This window comes from Priestia sp. JNUCC 25 (genome assembly GCF_053667915.1).
Genome location: NZ_CM132211.1, coordinates 3131583 through 3144969 on the forward strand (window position 1 = coordinate 3131583; position 13387 = coordinate 3144969).

Sequence of the window (13387 nt, forward strand, 5' to 3'; positions counted from 1 at the left end):
CACTTAACAAAATGAAAGTGTTTTAGATGTTGATTGTTGTTGTTTATGTTGTTTTTATAACTATTTCATATTATAACACGTTAAAACAACAAAAAAACCACAACAATAAACAACTATAAAAGTGATGTAAATTCTTTTAAGATTTATTTGGAGATCTGTTCTATGTAGTTTTGAGAAGCTACATAAAAACAAAACCCACCACTTTCTTATAAGTGATGGGTTTCTGCTTTATCTATTTTCGCGTATATCTTTTTCAATTTTCCGCAATGCTTTTTTTGATCCTCGCTGCAGATCATGCTGCTCTTTTCGATCTTTATAGCTAATAAATAACGAATCGAGGTCATAGCCTTCGGGATATAATTCAGCAGCTTTGATTTCAAGAGCTACTCGCTTAACGTTTACTTCAATTAACTCCTTCTGATAGAGTACGACTATATTGTTTGTGTTGTCTTTAGACTTATAAACAATCGCATGATTTTCATAATCTAACAGTTTGACTCGATCTCCCATTTGGTATTCAACACGGTCTTTTTTCTTTTCCTTCAAAATAGTTGGTTTTTTTATTTTATTTTCTCTGACGACTTCTGTATCATACGATTTGCTTTCCATATAAAACTTTGCTTTTTGTAAAATCTTTTCTTCTACCTTCATCTTCTTTGAAATCCAAAGCGCATTGCTTTCTCCAGATGTTCCAATTAACAGTTGATACAGCGGTTCTAATGTTTTACTGTTGAACTGCATTGCGGCATTCATAAAGTCAGGATGAATTTCTGAGAAACGCTTAATTTCTCCGTAATGCGTAGTCGCGACCGTTATGCAGCCCATATGATAAAACTTTTCTAAAATCGCAATCGCAAGTGCAGCTCCTTCATTCGGTTCGGTGCCGCTGCCAATTTCATCGAATAGGAGCAGCGTATTGTTTGTTGCTTTTTGCAAAATAGCCGATATATTTTTCATGTGTGAGGAAAAGGTACTCAGCGCATTTTCAATACTTTGGTTGTCGCCGATATCGACAAAAACATGCTCAAACAATGCAATTTCTGTTCCTTCATCAGCTGTAATATGAAATCCTAACATTGTAGCGAGTGTCAGTAGCCCAATCGTTTTTAAGACAACGGTTTTTCCTCCTGCGTTAGGTCCCGTAATAATTAAGCTTCGATAATTCTCGCCAATTTCGAAGTGAAGCGGAACAATTTCACCAGTTAACAGCGGGTGATATGCGCCTTTTAAATGAATATATCCATAATCATTAATTTTAGGTTCGATTCCGTCTGCCTGTTTACTGTATTTTGCTTTGGCAAACACCATGTCGTATTGGCTAATTAGCTCTAAATTAATATGAATATCAGCTAGCTTCTCTAACACTAAACCTGTTAAAGACGCTAAAATTTGATATTCTTCTACCTCTTCTTCTGCTTTCAAAATCGCTAGTTCCGCATTCAGCTTTGTAATAGATGCCGGCTCTATGAACACTGTTGACCCTTTAGAGGATGTTTCAACAATTGTTCCTCCAACGTGATTTTTATAGGAGGCCTTAATCGGAATCGTATAGCGGTCTCCTTTTTTACTGATAAAAAAGTCTTGAATATACTCTTTGTTTTTACTGTTTCGTAAAAATTTCGCAAGCTGTTCTGAAATCTTAGCTTCCGTTCCTTCTATATGTCTTCTGATACGCTTGAGCTCTTTGCTTGCCGCAGCGTCTACTTTTCCAGCCTTGATCGCAAAATTAATTTCCTCTTCTATACTTGTCAGTTCTTTCATCGAATGGGCATAGGAACTTAAGAGCGAAGCAAAAAATTCTTTATCCACCATATATTGTTTTACTTTTCTGCAGCCTTTTAAAAAATCGGATACGCGCATTAGCTCTTCGGGCTCTAAAATCATGCCTTTTTCAAGCTTTTCGATGACTCTTCCTATACCTGAGACACCTGATAGCGGAAGTGATTTCTCAGCATCTAGAAGTCTTCGTGCTTCCGTTGTTTCTTTAAGTCGGTTTTTTACTGTTTTAAGAGATGTGCTCGGCTGAAGTTTATCCATTAATTGTTTTCCCAGCTCACTTACGCAGTGAGATTTTACGATTTTTTTTAATTCATGATACTGCAATTTTTCAAATGTCATCGTATTCATGGTTTTTCTCCTCACTATGATTTGTCATCACATATGAAGATACCTATTTATTAGAAGGCAATGAAAAAGGTAAACAAAAAAAGCTGTGGTGATCCCACAGCTTTTTGCGTTAATCAGGCGTCTAGGGCACATATCACAAAAGAAAGCTCTGTAAAAACAGACGCCTCCCTGACGACAAATGCCGAACCCTTTATAAAGCATTGTAGGTATCTTCATAGGCAGTGAAATAAATTCATAAGCAAACAAAGGGTACCTTATTTTTTTAAAAAATACCCATCTTACTTATTCAATTTATTTCATTTAATTTTTCCTATTTAGATACTACTCCGCTCATAAAAGCACCTCATTTATATTTTTGTTTTCATTGGCTTCTAATTTACACTCTTATCATACTATATGAAAAAGCGTACGTAAAGGAGACAGTAAAAAAGCTCAAGAGCATAACTTGAGCTTTCATGACCAAAGAAAAAAACGAAGCAGCGCCATCATTCCAACTCCGCTAATAACGGTGATGGATAAGCTTTTGGTTTTCAGGGCAATCAGTAAGGTTGGAATGACTACGATAATGACGGGCCAGTTAATCTTTACGCTGTCATTTGCTTGAATGATAAAATTTTCTACAACAAGTGCGGTTAAAATACAAATAGGAATATAGGATAGCCATTTTAATACGGGTTCTGGCAGCGCGATGTTACGTACAACTAAAAACGGAACAATGCGAGGAACTACGGTAACAAGGGCACACCCTAAAATAATGATGAGTGTTGGGTAGTGGATACTCATTTATCCGTCACCACCCCAATTGTCGCTACAATAATCGTTGAAATTAATACAGCCACATGTGAAGGTACGAAAAAAGACAGCACAATCATAATAATCGCCATATAAAGAATTAAACGTAAGTAATGATTAAGCTTTGAAGGTAACACGCTTTCGATTTGTAAAACAAGCAGAGCTAAAAACATAGCTGTTAAGGCAAAATCAAACCCAAAGGCTTCCGGGTTAGATAGCATATGGCCAAAAATAGCTCCTGTCGTACAGGCGATAATCCAGCTGACGTAAGCCGTTATATTTAATCCATTCATCCAGCGGTCATTAATTGGCTCACCTTTTGCAATTTTACTGGAAGACACCCCAAATGATTCGTCCGTTAGAAGGGCTCCAATTCCGACGTTTTTTAATAACGAATATTTTGTAAATTCAGGCGCGATCGTAGCGCTCAAAAGAAAGTGTCTTAAGTTAACGATAAATGTTGTGAGAATAATAGCTGAAATCGAGCTGTTCGCAACCATCAGTGCACAAATAATAAACTGTGCTGCCCCGGCATACACGAGCGCTGATAATAAAGTAACTTCCATAATGGAAAGATGCGAGGACACTCCAACGATCCCGGCAGCAAGCCCTATGCTTATGTAACCGAGTAGCGTAGGGATACAATCCTTAGCCCCTTGTCTGAACGTTAAGTCCACTTTTTCTCTTTGCTGTACTGCTTTTTCTGCAATCACCGTACTCCCTCCTTTTCTGCTATATTATACATCTATACGTTATATTAAACAACAGTATGTTATACTATCTTTATAATAATTAAAGGAGTACAACAATGGACGCGATTCAAGATATTATTGCTAAAAATCTTGTTAAATTACGAAAAAATCGAAATTTGACGCTTGATCAAGTTTCCGAATTAACGGGTGTTAGTAAAGCAATGCTTGCACAAATTGAAAAAGGTAAATCCAGTCCCACGGTTACCACGCTTTGGAAAATCGCCAACGGCCTTCAAGTCTCTTTTTCTGTATTTATGAAAGAAGACACCCCGGATGTGCAGAAAGTAAGCATAAAACAGCTAGATCCCATCACGGACAACAAAGGTGATTACTTAGTGTATTCTTTTTTTCCTTATCATCCGGAAAAAAAGTTTGAAATTTACATCGTCACATTAAAGCCCGGATGCGTGCACGAAGCGAAAACTCATTTAGGAGATGAATACTTACTTATTAAAGAAGGCGAATTAACGGTTCGTTTTGAAAATGAAGAACATGAATTAGTCTCGGGAGACGCTCTGCATTTTTCAGGAAATACCTCTCACAGCTATATCAATTCTTCTGAAGAAGAAGCAAGCTTTTTTTTACTTATGCACTACCCCGAATCATAAAAAAAGAGCGTACGGATGATCCGTACGCTCTTTTTTTAAGCTGCGTGGGCTTGTTCTTTTTTCATTTTTTTGTTTTTCATGTACCCAATGCCTACAACTGCAATGGTTAAGATAACTTGAACAGCGAGATGTAAGGCTGTAGTTGGAACAAATCCGCCGATAATTTTATCTTCCACAATCATTTTTCCAGCAGACCATGCAAGCATCGCTGCTCCAGCGTAAATGATAATCGAAAATTTTTCCATTGCTTTCATAATAAAGCTACTTCCCCAAATAATAATCGGAATTGAAATTAATACACCAATCATAATCGGGACAAATTCGTGAGCTACACCTGCTAGAGCTAATACGTTATCTAATGACATGACCGCATCTGCGATAATGATGGTTTTAACCGCGCTCCATACCGTTGCTCCACCTTGAGGATTGTCACCGTGATCGTGATTGTCCGCTAATAATTTATATGCAATCCACACTAGCATCAAACCGCCGACCGCTCCGATTAATGGTATTTTCAATAAAGGGACAATAATAGCCGCAAATAATAATCGAAGACCAATCGCGCCGCCTGTTCCAATTAAAATCGCTCTTTTTTGTAAATTTTTTGGTACGTTACGAGCCGCCATTGCAATAACAATTGCGTTATCCCCGCTTAAAATTAAATCAAGAAAAATAATTTGCAGCAAACCTTGCACTGATACGCCAATTAGTTCCTCCATAGTTACCTCCACCTTCTCTTTTTATGTAACGTTTCTCCTTTAAATGTCCGAGCCTTTTCCTCCCTTTTTATAATTGAATACAAAAAAGACCCTTACCAAATAAGCGGTAAAGGTCTTGCTAACAACATAATGTCGCCAACAAAGCCGAGAGATAATCTCTGTAATGACGACTTTGCTGTTAAAGCTACTCCCCTTTAGGAGATACGTTCAATTATTTGTTTGTATTTACACCACTTATACTATAGCATCTCCTACATTCTGTCAATCGTTTTTTATGTAAAACGATTATCAACGCTCTCTCTTTCAATTAATTCATAGTTCGAAAGCGTAAGCTTTTCGACTTCTTCTCCGTTAACTAGCTTAATGATTCGCTGTGCCCCCATTTGTCCCGCTTCTTTATAGTAATATTTTACGGTTGTTAAGCTGGGATGAATCACACCTGTAATTTCATAGCCTCCAAAGCCGGTAATGGATACATCTTCAGGAACGCGCAGTCCGTTTAAATAAGCTGCCTTTAACGTACCAAGCGCAATGTTATCGGTCGCACATACAATAATGGACGGATTAAATTCTTTCATCACAGCCGTAGCGGCCCCGATTGCATCGCTCATGTTAAAGCTTGTTTGATAACAGCGGATCTCGCAATCTCTGTCTTTAAGACCTTGCTTTAAGCCTTCTTTTCGCTTTACACCTACAGCTATGTCTTTTTCGGTTACGCCTAAAAAAGCGATTTTTTTATGCCCTTTTTCCCCTATGTACTTTCCAATGTCGCATGCAGCCTCGTAGTCTTGGTGAATTAAACTGTGGACTTCTTCATGCTGCTGTCCAATTAGCAAAACGGGAATTGAAATTGTGCGGAACGCTTCCAAATGAGCTTTTGTGATTTGAACGGCAAGAAGAATAATACCTGCTACCTTCTGCTTAGCCAGCGTATAGATATTTTCGACTTCTCTTTCTAAATCTTGATTAGAATTGGAAATAATCATTTGATAGTGGTGGTCTCTAAGTTCTTGGTCAATACCATCTAATGTGCGGGAAGTCGCAAAAGAACCCATGCGCGGAACAATTACGCCAATGATATTTGTTTTTTTCGCTTTTAAGCTTTGAGCAAACGCATTTGGGCTATAGTTTGTTTCTTTAATAATCTCTTCGATTTTTCGTTTCGTCGCATCGCTCACAGACCCTCCGTTAAGGTAGCGGGATACAGTGCTTTTTGCTACTCCTGCAAGCTGAGCGATATCTGCAATAGTTGTCATTCTCTCATCTCCGTATTTTGTTGCTGCTTCTTTCACAGTATACACGAATATCGCGTGCATATTAAGTAACTGCTTTACTTTTTGATTCATAAGCGGTATGATAACTTAAAAGTGGATAATCATTATCCACTTTGTACACATAAAGCAGGAGATGATGTTTTTGCACATGAAAACAGGCGTTGAGCAATCGGTGTATGCCATTTTGCTGCTTACGTTTTTACCTGAAAAAGCTGTGTTGCCAGGAGATGTCATCAGCACTCAGCTTGGTGGTTCGCCTACGTATTTCCAAAAGCTTCTTCGCAAGCTGGTTAGCGCTGATTTACTTGCTTCCGTTCCTGGTAGCAAAGGTGGATTTCGCTTAAAGAAAACGCCGGAAGAAATTCGTATTTATGACGTATACGTAGCCATTGAAGGTAAGCAGTCTCTTTACTCATCAAGCGGTATTTTTCACGATATGCTTAACTTAAAAGACAAAGATATTTGCTTATTATCCGATTTAATGGAAGAAGCCGAATCTTCGTGGCAGTCTATCTTAAAACGGCAAACCATTGCTACGCTCACAAATGAAATTCACAAAAAATGTCCAAAAGAAAACCTGGACATGCTAAAAGCAACAGTAGAAGAAAAAATGGTGCTGTAGCACCCAAAGGAGATCATCATGGAAAACTTAAATAGATATTTTGATTTATTCGATCAATCACGTACAAGCGAACAAGCATTTGAAGAATTAGTGGGGCTTTTTTCAGAAGATATCGTATTTGTCTTAAACGGCCACGAAAAGCAAGGCATTGAAAACTGGAAGCTGTTTGTGAAAATGGTGTTTAAAGAAAATGCTGATATTAAGCATATGTTCGAAGGCTGGAAAGCAGTTGAAGGTACAGATAAGTTTGAAACGCCTTGGGCAGTATGCGGTAAACGTGCATCTGGCAGCGTCTTTACTCAAACGGGAAAAGATATTGCTAAGCTAGATGAAAACGGGAAAATCAGCTATTTAGAAAACGTACCTGACGATACGAACATGTTTGATACGTATAAAAACTAATATAAAAAAAGAAGGGTTCTTCTAGCCCTTCTTTTTTTATGGGGCAAATCCCTCTTGAGAAAGATAAATCATTGAAGAAGGATAAAATTTTTCAAAATAACGAATGGCTTTGATATGAATGTCTTTGTCATACCAGTCTAGGAAACCGTACTTCTCAAATAATTCAGGCATCCCTAGCCTTTTAGACGTTTTACCTAAGGAACCGTCTCCTAAGTACAAGGTATCAATGCAAATTCGGTCCATCATTCCTTCTATTTTTTTAGGAAATTCAGGCGTGAAAGGAAGCATTGGAGCAATGGTTACTTGCGTTGAAATTCCGCTTTCTTTTACTTTTTTTAACGCGTTCATACGAAGTTTCATCCCCGGAGCATAAGGAGAAAAAATTTGTTTTACATCTTCTCGGTCCGTTTCAACAGTCATCGATACGCGAAGATCACATACTTTTTGAAGCTGTAAAAGCAAATCAATATCCCTCGTCACAAGGGGCGACCTTGTTTGAATCAATAAAAAATCAGGCGGATGATTGATCATCGTTTCTAAAAGGGCACGTGTGATGCCTGCTTTACGCTCAGCAGGCTGATAGGGATCTGTCGCTGAAGACATAAAGATGCGCACCGGCTGCCCTTTTTTTCGCAGTTTTTGTATTTCTTTTTGATAGACTTCAGCTGCGTTGACTTTAAGCTCTAGCCATGTCCCCCACTCCATCTCTTTAAAACGCTGAATTGGCAGTTCTCGCACGTAGCAAAATTTGCAGGAAAATGCACATCCAGCATACGGATTTAAACTATGAGTATAACCAGATGCCAAAAAGCCCGTCGCTTTTGTTAAAATACTTCTCGAAACCACGTCTCTTTCGTTCACCTTTCTCACCTCTTTATCCAATCAGTATATCAAGTTCACAAATGAAAAAACTACTTTCCGCATGGAAAGTAGCCCTATACACTCTCAGCTTATCAACCGTTTTTTTCTTCCTTTTCACTTGTCGTTTCAAATAAAGAAGTTAAATATGAATTTAACTCAAATTGGTCCTTTTCAATAAAATCAGATAATACCGGCTGCTCTTCTTTTCTCATCTTTCTCCACTCCTTTTGTGTTTTATGTATGTGTTTTATGTATGTGTTTTCATTCATCAATGGATAAAAGTAATGTACTTAACTCTACCCGTATCTAAACAAAAATAATCATGGTATTTTATACTATTTTTTAATTTATGCGCGTTTTATTTGTATATTTTTAACAATATCACGCACATTAATAGCAAGATTAGCAAACGTATATATTTTACTATGCAACATGAGAGGAATTTCATCATGACGATTAACAAATCAAACGATTGTTCTAGTCTAGCTGAAGTAGTTGACCGCATCTTAGATAAAGGCGTCGTAATTGACGTATTCGCTCGTATTTCCGTTATTGGTATTGAATTAATTACCATCGAAGCTCGAATCGTTATTGCCAGTGTGGACACATGGCTGAGGTATGCTGAGGCAGTTCGGCTGCTTCATAATGAAAGAGAAGATTTTCTTTCTTCGAATAACGGCGGAAAAAAACTTGAACAGCTAAACCTTTTACAAGATTTAGATTTATAAACTCATAAAGGTGGATTTGAGAAGTGAAAGTAGCCGAAATCATGGAATCCGTGACTGATTTTTTTAAAGAACACGTTGCTCCTCCTCACCGAATTATTTCGTATGAATCGATTCAAAATGGAGGATGGAAAATAACACTTGAAGCATTTGAAGAACAGGAGTATATGAGGCGCTATGCAAAAGATGAACTGCTTGGTATCTATGAAGTGCTGGTCAATAAGCAGCATAACATTACGTCTTTTTCACGCACCAGCCTGCGCTATCGAAGCTCTCCAGCAGAGAAGTAAGCTGATTATTTTAATGGAAAGGAATGAAACAGAAATCGATGAGTGAAGAAACGGGCATTTATATTTTTTGCAGTATTCCCGCCACCGAGGCGCATACGTTTGGCAGCGTCACGATTGATCATCAGGAAAGAGCTACTTTTACCATTCATTACCGAGATGCAGCTATAGTGGCCGCTGCCTTTCCTCTTAAAATTTATCATCCTACAAAAGAGAACGTCACAGCGCACCAGCAGGTGATTTCCAAAGTAATGAATGAGCATGATTCGGTTATTCCAATCAGCTTTGGCAACGTGTTTCATAGTCAACAAGATGTTGAAATGCTGTTAGAAAACTTATATCCACAGTTCGCCTCCCTTTTCCCACAGTTAAAAGGAAAAATAGAAGTCGGACTAAAAGTAATTGGGAAACCGGACTGGCTGAAACAAAAAGTGAATCAAGATTCTTCTTTGCAGCAAGTACGAAACCCGCGTTCTGCCAGTGCTGATTTTTATAAACAAATTGCGCACGGAGAAACAGCTCAGAAATTCTTTTTAAAGCTTCAGCACGACTGTAAAAAAGAGCTGTATCAACATTTAGAACCGATAGCTGAAGCGTCGAGACTCAACCCTCCTATTGTCGAAACGATGCTTTTGAACGCTTCTTTTTTAATTGACCGAGAAAAAGAAGCAGCGTTTGATGAACGTGTAAATGACCTGTATGAAAAATGGAAGCACAAAGCCGATTTTAAATATTCCGGACCGTGGGCTGCTTATAACTTTATTAATATTCAACTAAAAGTAGAAGAGAATGTATGATTCATAAACTGCTGCTGTCTCCAGTTACGCTCATTGTAAAAGTCGGACAGAAAATCAACGAAGAAGCGGATAAAGAACTGTACGATGTCTCTTTTATTCAGCAAAAAATCGTTCATCTTCAAATGATGTATGAGCTTGGAGAAATACCAGAAGATGCATATATGGAAAAAGAAAAAGAACTGCTGCTGAGGTATGAAGCAGCAAAAGAATATGAATTAAAAAAATGGGAATCAATGACGAAGAAACAAAAGTGAGGTTAAAAGATGGAAAAGCTCATTTATTTATATGGTCTAGTTCCAACCGAAGAAGCTAAGGAAATGCCCTTTCCTTCACTTGAAGGCATGGATCAGAACAACCCTATCTATGCTCTTTACTTTGATGACATTACCGCATTTGTATGCGACTTGCCAAGCGATGAGTATTCGGAAGAAATGCTGAAAGAAAAGATCGAGCACGATATGAAATGGCTGCAGGACAAAGCCATGCATCACCATGAGACTCTTCTTTTCTTACAAAGTCACTACACGCTTCTTCCCATGAAATTTTGTACGGTCTACAAAAGCAAGGAAAGCTGTCGAGAAAGTATTGTCAATAACAAAGAAAAAACCCTCTCTTCTCTTCAACTTTTAAAAAGATCTGAAGAATGGAATATAAAAGTGTATGCCCATACGAATTCTTTAAAGAACTATCTGCTAACCCATAATGAAACTATCCAAGAGAAAAAAGAAGAAATAACTACGTTGCCTCCGGGCAGGCAGTTTTTCGAACGTAAAAAGATAGAAAGGCTGATTGAAGAAGAAACAGAAAAAGAACAGCTTTCGCTTTGTGATCACTTGCACAGTGAGATAAGTCCTTACGCCGCTTATCATAAAATCAAAAATAACTGGAGTCAAAAAATAACCGGCGAGAGCTACAGCATGTGCTGGAACAGCATCTACCTTCTTTCAAAGAACAATGTGGAATCGTTTCTAAAAGCCATTAGCGACAAGCAAACGTTTTACAATAAAATGGGACTGAACATTGAAGTAACGGGACCATGGCCTGCTTATCATATCGACACTCTGCGCTCGGAGAAAGATGCGGGATGACATCGCTGCGAAAACAAACGCTCGAGCAAAAAGACATCGCCCTCATTGATATATTAGATGTGATCCTCGATAAAGGAATTGCCATTAAAGGTGATTTATTGATTTCAATTGCCGGAATTGATTTAGTCTATCTTGATTTGCGGGTATTGATTTCTTCTGTAGAAACGCTGATAGGCTCTCATGATCGTCAAATCATTTCTTCTCAGCAGCTTGAACAGGAAACGGAGGCGTTGCGAAATGGAAAATAACCTCAAACGAAACGGTCGCATTGAGCTGAGTGCGGAAAATGCTGAACAAGGCCTAGCGCAGCTTGTTTTAACCGTCATTGAATTACTGCGGCAGCTCATTGAAAAACATGCGATTCGCCGAGTCGACAGCGGAAACCTGACGGACGCTCAAATCGAAGACCTGGGCGTGGCGTTGATGAAGTTAGAGAACAAAATGGAGGAGCTAAAATCAGTATTTAACTTTACAAATGAAGATTTAAATATTGATCTAGGTCCCCTAGGAAAAGTGTTATAACAAGGAGTGAAAAAATGGCGGCGGAACATAACGGGCAGCTGGGCACCATTGTGGAAGTATTGGAAAAAGTATTAGATAAAGGTCTTGTCATTGCTGGAGATATTAAAGTGCAAATTGCTGATGTTGAACTCTTAACAATAAAAATCCGGCTGCTTGTCGCTTCTATTGATAAAGCAAGAGAAATTGGCATGGACTGGTGGGAAACAGACCCTTACCTATGTTCAAAAGCAAATCAGTCTTATCAAAAACTCCAGGCGGAAAATGACAGTTTAACGCAGCAAGTGGCATCTTTAACGCAGCGAATTCAAGATGATTTGCTTTCGCTTGATTAACAGCTCACTTTATATAAGGAGGAATAACAAACATGAATCATGAACAAAAATCTACGCTGTCTCCTATTTCACAAGAGCAGCAAAGCCCCGATACTCAGCTAACGGAAAAAGAAGAGCGTATGCCGGAGTATACGCATACTTCGCTTAATCCAGACTCATAGAACGAAAAAAGAAATGCCTCGGCATTTCTTTTTTTATACTTTTACGATTTTCTTCGTTGATTAAGACATTGGAACAAATAGAGGTAAATACAATGAATACGACGAATGAGTACCATTATCTATTAATGACAAAGGAGAACGTGCATGAATAAAAAAGCAGTGGGGTTCGTTTATGCTCTTTTAACGGTGATCATTTTAAGCGCCTGCAGTACCGAAGAAGTTACGACAAATCACTCAGACCCGCAAGTTTCTGCTTCTACTACAGTTAAACCGCTGACGAAAAAAGAATTTAGTGAAGTTGAAATATCCGAATTAACAAGCCCCTCTAAACAAGATTTTCGCAAAGTGCATGTGGTTCTTACATTACGCGGTACGGATTACCTGTCGAATATTCAAGTTAAGCTGCCTAATTATAAACAAGCTTTTAATAACATGAAAGACGATCAGCAAATAAGATATTGGTTTGGCAGCGGTGCAGATGAAGAGCAAGAAAATAAAAACATCTATGCAAGAGAATTTGTCCTTTATACGAAAGGCTTAAACAATAAGCAAATTAAAGAAATTTTAGCAACAGGTAAGATCAAGACGTCTTGGGTATTGAAGGATACAAAAACGAAGAATCAAGAGGAATTTGCTGCTGGTAAAAACATAAAATTTGAAGCAAAATGATGAATGAACCAATTACCAAAAGCCCCCTTTATTAAAAGAGGGCTTTCTCTTATTATATGAAGAACGACTACCTTGTCTCCTGCAGCTAAAGATTCGGATGTGAGGCCCAACCTTCAGAATGCAGCATATTTCCCAGGCTATCTACCCGTTATAAACGCTAGCGCATGTTCCGGGTTTTGGCTCATAGTAACAATGATTTTTGTATTGACCAGAAGCAGGTTGATCGTACCAGGTTGGAGGGCATGGAGCGGATGGGTTAAAGTACCACAGGGCATATTTCCCCGGATGTTCTCTCCAATAATCCAAATTCTTTTTGGCTAACCTTTTTTCAACACTTCTTGCTCTTTGATAAAATACATTTCCTTTTTGAACAGCTTCAAACGAATAGTTGCCACCCTGCACCTGATAAATAACTTGCGGAACGGATCTTAAATTCTTGAAATCTAAACAGTTTGCTTTCAGGCGATTGACAATGACATTTCCAACATACAGCATTCCTTGTTTTCCTTCGCCTTCAGCTTCTGCTCTCATCATTCTTGCCATTAAAGCAACGTCTGAATCTCGATAATTTACTCTTGGCATTTTCTCACCCCAAAAATATACTATGAAAAAAAGCCAGTCTTGATGTCACTGTCCCTAAAATAACAAT

20 protein-coding genes are annotated in these 13387 nt (G+C 38.2%); 13 read left to right on the top strand and 7 right to left on the bottom strand.

Features of this window, described 5'->3' with window-relative positions:
• Nucleotides 1–228: 228 nt before the first annotated feature.
• The 3 genes from JNUCC25_RS16130 to JNUCC25_RS16140 form a co-directional block, all read right to left on the bottom strand.
• A complete protein-coding gene (locus JNUCC25_RS16130; protein ID WP_029322878.1) occupies nucleotides 229–2127 on the bottom strand; it encodes an endonuclease MutS2 in 1899 nt (632 codons plus the stop codon).
• A gap of 453 nt (nucleotides 2128–2580) precedes the next feature.
• Nucleotides 2581–2910 (bottom strand): AzlD domain-containing protein, encoded by a 330-nt coding sequence (locus JNUCC25_RS16135; protein WP_013057912.1) that lies wholly within the window; start codon nucleotides 2908–2910, stop codon nucleotides 2581–2583.
• On the bottom strand, nucleotides 2907–3632 hold the full coding sequence (locus JNUCC25_RS16140) for an AzlC family ABC transporter permease (protein WP_013057913.1): 726 nt from the start codon (nucleotides 3630–3632) through the stop codon (nucleotides 2907–2909). Before JNUCC25_RS16140 ends, JNUCC25_RS16135 begins: the two co-directional genes overlap by 4 nt.
• Nucleotides 3633–3727: 95 nt before the next feature.
• On the opposite strand from JNUCC25_RS16140, the gene JNUCC25_RS16145 reads away from it, so the two are divergent.
• On the top strand, nucleotides 3728–4279 hold the full coding sequence (locus tag JNUCC25_RS16145; protein WP_013057914.1) for a helix-turn-helix domain-containing protein: 552 nt from the start codon (nucleotides 3728–3730) through the stop codon (nucleotides 4277–4279).
• 35 nt (nucleotides 4280–4314) lie between these two features.
• On the opposite strand, the gene JNUCC25_RS16150 is transcribed toward JNUCC25_RS16145, so the two are convergent.
• Both JNUCC25_RS16150 and JNUCC25_RS16155 read right to left on the bottom strand, forming a co-directional pair.
• Nucleotides 4315–4998 (bottom strand): TerC family protein, encoded by a 684-nt coding sequence (locus tag JNUCC25_RS16150; protein WP_454222137.1) that lies wholly within the window; start codon nucleotides 4996–4998, stop codon nucleotides 4315–4317.
• Between the two features lie 272 nt (nucleotides 4999–5270).
• Entirely contained in the window at nucleotides 5271–6254 is a 984-nt protein-coding gene (locus JNUCC25_RS16155; protein ID WP_029322882.1) for a LacI family DNA-binding transcriptional regulator, read from the bottom strand.
• 160 nt (nucleotides 6255–6414) lie between these two features.
• Here JNUCC25_RS16155 and JNUCC25_RS16160 point away from each other — a divergent pair, with 160 nt between their 5' ends.
• On the top strand, nucleotides 6415–6894 hold the full coding sequence (locus JNUCC25_RS16160; RefSeq protein WP_013057917.1) for an RrF2 family transcriptional regulator: 480 nt from the start codon (nucleotides 6415–6417) through the stop codon (nucleotides 6892–6894).
• An 18-nt stretch (nucleotides 6895–6912) separates the two neighbouring features.
• A complete protein-coding gene (locus JNUCC25_RS16165) occupies nucleotides 6913–7296 on the top strand; it encodes a nuclear transport factor 2 family protein (protein ID WP_013057918.1) in 384 nt (127 codons plus the stop codon).
• Between the two features lie 36 nt (nucleotides 7297–7332).
• Here JNUCC25_RS16165 and JNUCC25_RS16170 read toward each other — a convergent pair whose 3' ends face one another.
• Nucleotides 7333–8157 carry an SPL family radical SAM protein gene (locus tag JNUCC25_RS16170; RefSeq protein ID WP_029322886.1) on the bottom strand — a complete coding sequence of 275 codons (825 nt, stop codon included), beginning with the start codon at nucleotides 8155–8157 and terminating at the stop codon, nucleotides 7333–7335.
• A 449-nt stretch (nucleotides 8158–8606) separates the two neighbouring features.
• On the opposite strand from JNUCC25_RS16170, the gene gvpA reads away from it, so the two are divergent.
• From gvpA to JNUCC25_RS16220, 10 genes are all read left to right on the top strand, one after another.
• Nucleotides 8607–8885 carry a gas vesicle structural protein GvpA gene (gvpA, locus tag JNUCC25_RS16175; RefSeq protein WP_013057921.1) on the top strand — a complete coding sequence of 93 codons (279 nt, stop codon included), beginning with the start codon at nucleotides 8607–8609 and terminating at the stop codon, nucleotides 8883–8885.
• 23 nt (nucleotides 8886–8908) lie between these two features.
• Entirely contained in the window at nucleotides 8909–9172 is a 264-nt protein-coding gene (locus tag JNUCC25_RS16180) for a gas vesicle protein GvpO (protein ID WP_013057922.1), read from the top strand.
• A 23-nt stretch (nucleotides 9173–9195) separates the two neighbouring features.
• Entirely contained in the window at nucleotides 9196–9966 is a 771-nt protein-coding gene (locus JNUCC25_RS16185; protein WP_013057923.1) for a GvpL/GvpF family gas vesicle protein, read from the top strand.
• Nucleotides 9963–10220: a gas vesicle protein GvpG gene (locus tag JNUCC25_RS16190; protein ID WP_013057924.1), complete on the top strand. Its 258-nt coding sequence runs from the start codon at nucleotides 9963–9965 to the stop codon at nucleotides 10218–10220. The genes JNUCC25_RS16185 and JNUCC25_RS16190 overlap by 4 nt, the downstream gene beginning before the upstream one ends.
• A gap of 9 nt (nucleotides 10221–10229) precedes the next feature.
• Nucleotides 10230–11054 (top strand): GvpL/GvpF family gas vesicle protein, encoded by an 825-nt coding sequence (locus JNUCC25_RS16195; RefSeq protein ID WP_029322887.1) that lies wholly within the window; start codon nucleotides 10230–10232, stop codon nucleotides 11052–11054.
• Entirely contained in the window at nucleotides 11051–11302 is a 252-nt protein-coding gene (locus JNUCC25_RS16200; RefSeq protein ID WP_013057926.1) for a gas vesicle protein, read from the top strand. Before JNUCC25_RS16195 ends, JNUCC25_RS16200 begins: the two co-directional genes overlap by 4 nt.
• On the top strand, nucleotides 11292–11576 hold the full coding sequence (locus JNUCC25_RS16205; RefSeq protein WP_013057927.1) for a gas vesicle protein K: 285 nt from the start codon (nucleotides 11292–11294) through the stop codon (nucleotides 11574–11576). Before JNUCC25_RS16200 ends, JNUCC25_RS16205 begins: the two co-directional genes overlap by 11 nt.
• Before the next feature lie 14 nt (nucleotides 11577–11590).
• Nucleotides 11591–11908: a gas vesicle protein gene (locus JNUCC25_RS16210; RefSeq protein WP_013057928.1), complete on the top strand. Its 318-nt coding sequence runs from the start codon at nucleotides 11591–11593 to the stop codon at nucleotides 11906–11908.
• Nucleotides 11909–11940: 32 nt separating this feature from the next.
• Nucleotides 11941–12069 (top strand): hypothetical protein, encoded by a 129-nt coding sequence (locus tag JNUCC25_RS16215; RefSeq protein ID WP_013057929.1) that lies wholly within the window; start codon nucleotides 11941–11943, stop codon nucleotides 12067–12069.
• Nucleotides 12070–12213: 144 nt separating this feature from the next.
• On the top strand, nucleotides 12214–12738 hold the full coding sequence (locus JNUCC25_RS16220; RefSeq protein ID WP_078081971.1) for a hypothetical protein: 525 nt from the start codon (nucleotides 12214–12216) through the stop codon (nucleotides 12736–12738).
• Nucleotides 12739–12879: 141 nt separating this feature from the next.
• On the opposite strand, the gene JNUCC25_RS16225 is transcribed toward JNUCC25_RS16220, so the two are convergent.
• Nucleotides 12880–13320: a cell wall hydrolase gene (locus tag JNUCC25_RS16225; protein ID WP_013057931.1), complete on the bottom strand. Its 441-nt coding sequence runs from the start codon at nucleotides 13318–13320 to the stop codon at nucleotides 12880–12882.
• Nucleotides 13321–13387 lie beyond the last annotated feature (67 nt).